At 40.6% G+C, this 3,718-nt stretch carries 6 protein-coding genes; all 6 read left to right on the top strand.

The window, feature by feature from the left end; all coding sequences use genetic code 11:
• Positions 1-565: hypothetical protein (locus B3C38_RS00625; protein WP_286724190.1), on the top strand; the 565-nt coding region annotated here is incomplete at its 5' end.
• A gap of 15 nt (positions 566-580) precedes the next feature.
• Positions 581-1,177: a hypothetical protein gene (locus tag B3C38_RS00620; RefSeq protein ID WP_286724188.1), complete on the top strand. Its 597-nt coding sequence runs from the start codon at positions 581-583 to the stop codon at positions 1,175-1,177.
• Positions 1,178-1,180: 3 nt separating this feature from the next.
• On the top strand, positions 1,181-1,723 hold the full coding sequence (locus B3C38_RS00615; protein WP_286724185.1) for a hypothetical protein: 543 nt from the start codon (positions 1,181-1,183) through the stop codon (positions 1,721-1,723).
• Between the two features lie 29 nt (positions 1,724-1,752).
• Positions 1,753-2,295, top strand: coding sequence for a hypothetical protein (locus tag B3C38_RS00610; RefSeq protein ID WP_147625757.1), 543 nt, complete (start codon positions 1,753-1,755; stop codon positions 2,293-2,295).
• A 345-nt stretch (positions 2,296-2,640) separates the two neighbouring features.
• The gene (locus B3C38_RS00605) at positions 2,641-3,033 is read left to right on the top strand and encodes a hypothetical protein (RefSeq protein WP_286724181.1); all 393 of its coding nucleotides are present in this window, start codon (positions 2,641-2,643) and stop codon (positions 3,031-3,033) included.
• A gap of 101 nt (positions 3,034-3,134) precedes the next feature.
• Positions 3,135-3,623 (top strand): P-loop NTPase fold protein, encoded by a 489-nt coding sequence (locus B3C38_RS00600; protein WP_286724179.1) that lies wholly within the window; start codon positions 3,135-3,137, stop codon positions 3,621-3,623.
• Positions 3,624-3,718 lie beyond the last annotated feature (95 nt).

Below are 3,718 nucleotides of genomic sequence, written 5' to 3'. Positions count from 1 at the left end.
GTTTGTCGGAAAACTCAATAATGGTGCACCGGACGAAGGCACAATGTTTTTTGCCGCCACAGGGTATACCGAAACAGGGAAATGGAAAGACGGATTATCCCCTCGTGAATACCAGATTCAGCAGCATGCCAAAGAACGAGCACTAGACTCAATTACTAAGGCGTTCGTGGCGCAACAACGAATAAAAGCTCGCGCCGATTCTCAGAAACATCAGGCTGAAGAACAAAAAAAGCAAGCATTCGTCCGAAAATATGGTCAACGATACGGCTCACTTCTTTATCAAGGAAAACTCGAACTCGGTATGACCCAACAAATGTGTCAGGAGGTAATTGACATAAAATCATACGATATAGGAAAAAGCATCCGATCCGGGCATAGGGTTGAAACATGGACTTTCAATAAAGACAAACAAGACATGCAAATCGCCGCAGCGATGACACAACTTTCCGGCGAACAAGCAATGGCTTTAGCCTTACTGATGGGATTTGCCGACAGCGTAGGTGCATCAACGCCCAAATATTCGGTTTTGGTTTTCACCGACGGAAAATTAACCTCTTTATATTAAAAGATTATATCCGCTATGAAATTATCTCGTTTTATCACCTCTTTATCTGCTGTATTATTTTGCATCGGATGCAACTTAAACCAACCCAAGTCCGTTGCTCAACCTTGTAACAATACGAATATCGAAGACCTAATAAATATCCAAAAGCAAGATACAACAACAATTGACCGTACAGAGATATGGATAATTTTCAGAGGCATTTATGAAAGCGGATTGGTAAAGGGATTGAGCATGGCCGAAAGAACATATGAAAGTTTCAAGAACTTGACAGAGGCGTGCGGCGTGGAATGGGATGATTATCTCGATGGCGTTTTCTCTGATGGAATCGCCGAGGTTGACCCATACGCCACATGGAAGATGTTATCAACTAAAGGAGACGTATTCTCAAATATCTATTTCGATCGCTCTGATTTCGATACGGCTTGTCCAATAGGATTTATCTATTACCTTGCTGGGGTCGATGAAGGCATCCGTTCTGGCGGGGCAGAAACTATTGCTAAAAGCGTATCCTTAACCAATCTTTTTTTACTCGGGCTAAAATTTCGAGAGAGTTATATAACGGATGTTGAACCTACATTCTATAAACTAAAACCAACACAACAAAGAAATTAGACTATGGAGGAATCAGCACCAACCTTTATACAGGAATATTTCGGTGAATACGGCGTTATGGGGTCAATCATCGTCATTCTGTTATTCATCATCGGATTTATGTACTTAAGACAGAAATATCCCAAAATGACTTTGACGAAAGAAGCCTCGGAAGAAACCCTTGCCGAAGAACCGGAACCAGAACCTCTTTTGATTCATTGCCCGGCTTGCGGCACGGAGGTCTCTCGCTATGCCCCGGCGTGTCTTAAATGCGGGCATCCGATATGCCCAACCGAATCGACACACAACGAAACCATCATCAATGTTCAACAGGAGAAGAAAGAAGATCGAGGCGGTTGCTTATGGTCTTTATTGGGACTAATCGTGCTAATAGTGGCTTCTATCTTCTTCAATTTCATCGGCTATTTCATTGCGCTCATTATTTTAGCTCTTTGCCGGGTATTCAGCGCTGGAGAGGCCATTTTTCTATTTATCGTAGGCTTAATTCTCACATTATTACTACCCATTCTCGGAATCATATCTTTAGGAGCATTGTTTTTATCGTAAAGAAATTAACGAACCTTAAACAAACAATCATGAAAAAAATTATTTTACTCCTTATGGGGTTGGCAATGTGCCTATTTGTAGAAGCGCAAGAAAAGGCAAAAACTACGAATGTGCAGGGGTATGCTCTGGCAATCGACAATGCATTCTACTCGTTCAAAGAGAGTACGAAAGCAATTACAGATCAAAACTCCCGGAGGGGATTCGATATGCAGTTCTTCTTCACCCAAAAAGCAGGTTATCCTATTATGGGAATAGCCAACATTGCTGGAACAGGTATGCTTTTCACTGTCCGAAATACGAAGACCGCAAAGGAATATTCAGCAAATAGCACCGTCGTATTAGAATGTATTGGATTGGACAACACAAGTCCGTTTAATATTATATTTGACTTCGGAGACAATGCCGAAGATTTCTGTTATCCATGGAGTTTCACGCTGAAAGCTCCTGATATGATGGTAACAGCAAGTTTCCGAGACAAAGACGGAATAAAACTGGTTTCAGAAGACACCGACTACAAAGAAGTATTTAAGGTATTGCAAGCCAAATACAAAGAACATTATAATATTAAATAATCTTGCATATTTCATCATATTTTCCCTTCGTATATAATTCCGGTCGCAGATAAAGTACATAGTTGTAAGTTGTTATCCACATCCTTTCCGAATCTTTATCCCGACCGTTCTTAGTTGTCCCGACCTGCCGCAACCCGGCAGGTCGCTTTGTTAAATCCAGACAGAAGATACTGTGACGCGATTACAGCCCATGTAGTCGGGAACTCGATAAAATTCATTATCCGCCTGTTTCGAACCAATGTATAGGGCTTAAATAAGCAAGCAGCAATGATGGTCTCCAGCACATAGCGGCTGAATCGGCCTGCGTATTCATAGCCGGAATGTATCACCCAAAACCAAAATCACATGAAAAACAAAGAAGAAATCAGACGCTACCTCGATGCCCGATTCAGTGCATCGGAAGACGACATGGTACAAATCGTCCAAAACGATTTCGACCGCATTTTGAATAGCGCGGCATCTTGCGCCCTAATTACAGTCGAAGGCGCAATGCCCGTCTTGGCGGAGCAACTCCGCACCGAATTGGAAGCCCTGCACATCGAAGCCGACCTCGACGTGGTTGCAAAAGTAAGCTATCATCCCGCATCGGAGATTAGTTTCGACGACCTATGCAGTCTCTTAACCGTTATCCACGAATTTGCACCGCAGGTTAATATCATCTGGGGCTGCGGCACGGATGCTAGATTAACAGCACGCAGTCTGTCAATCTTATTATTAACTGGTTTATCTGCTGAATAATATTCCCATTCAATATTTGTTAATCTAACAACACCAAAATCTTTTTCATTGATTTTGGTGTTGGAATTTCTTTTCTTAATTTTGGGAAAAATAATAAAATTATGGCAGAAACATTCATTACACAAATCGACATTGAATCTGTTAGAAATTTATCTCCTATTAGCTTAAAATTAGGGGATACGGAAAGAAAACATCTAATTTTAACAGGAAAGAATGGATGTGGCAAGACAGCTTTACTAACGGAAACAAAAAATTATTTAGCCGAATGTGCCCAACATTCTCCTTCTGATATTACAAATTGGAAAAAACGATTAATAGAAATTCATAGTCTATTACAAAAGACAACAGATGAAGCTAAGCGTGCTAATTACCAACGTCAATTAAAGCCGTTAGAATCTTTAACCAAAAATCTCAAATCTATAACTCTTCATTTCAGTGATAATTTTTCCTTACAAGATAAAATTAAAACAGGTAAGTTTGTAACCTGTTTCTTTGCTGCAAGTAGAATTAGTTCATTCAAAGTGCCCGAAGGAATCAAAAAGATCAGCACTCGTCCTGCATATGATATCAATTCTAAAATAAACCCATAGCGAAAAAGTAAATTTGGGCAAAGCGTAGCGAATTAGCTGATAGAGCGTTCGTTACGCTTTGTTCTTCTATTGCACAGAGCCAACGAAATACCACC

Source organism: Alistipes sp. UBA1686 (assembly GCF_002320215.1).
Classification (GTDB): domain Bacteria; phylum Bacteroidota; class Bacteroidia; order Bacteroidales; family Rikenellaceae; genus Alistipes; species Alistipes onderdonkii.
The sequence above is the reverse complement of the archived record's forward strand: the minus strand, read 5'-3'. Positions and strand labels throughout refer to the sequence as shown.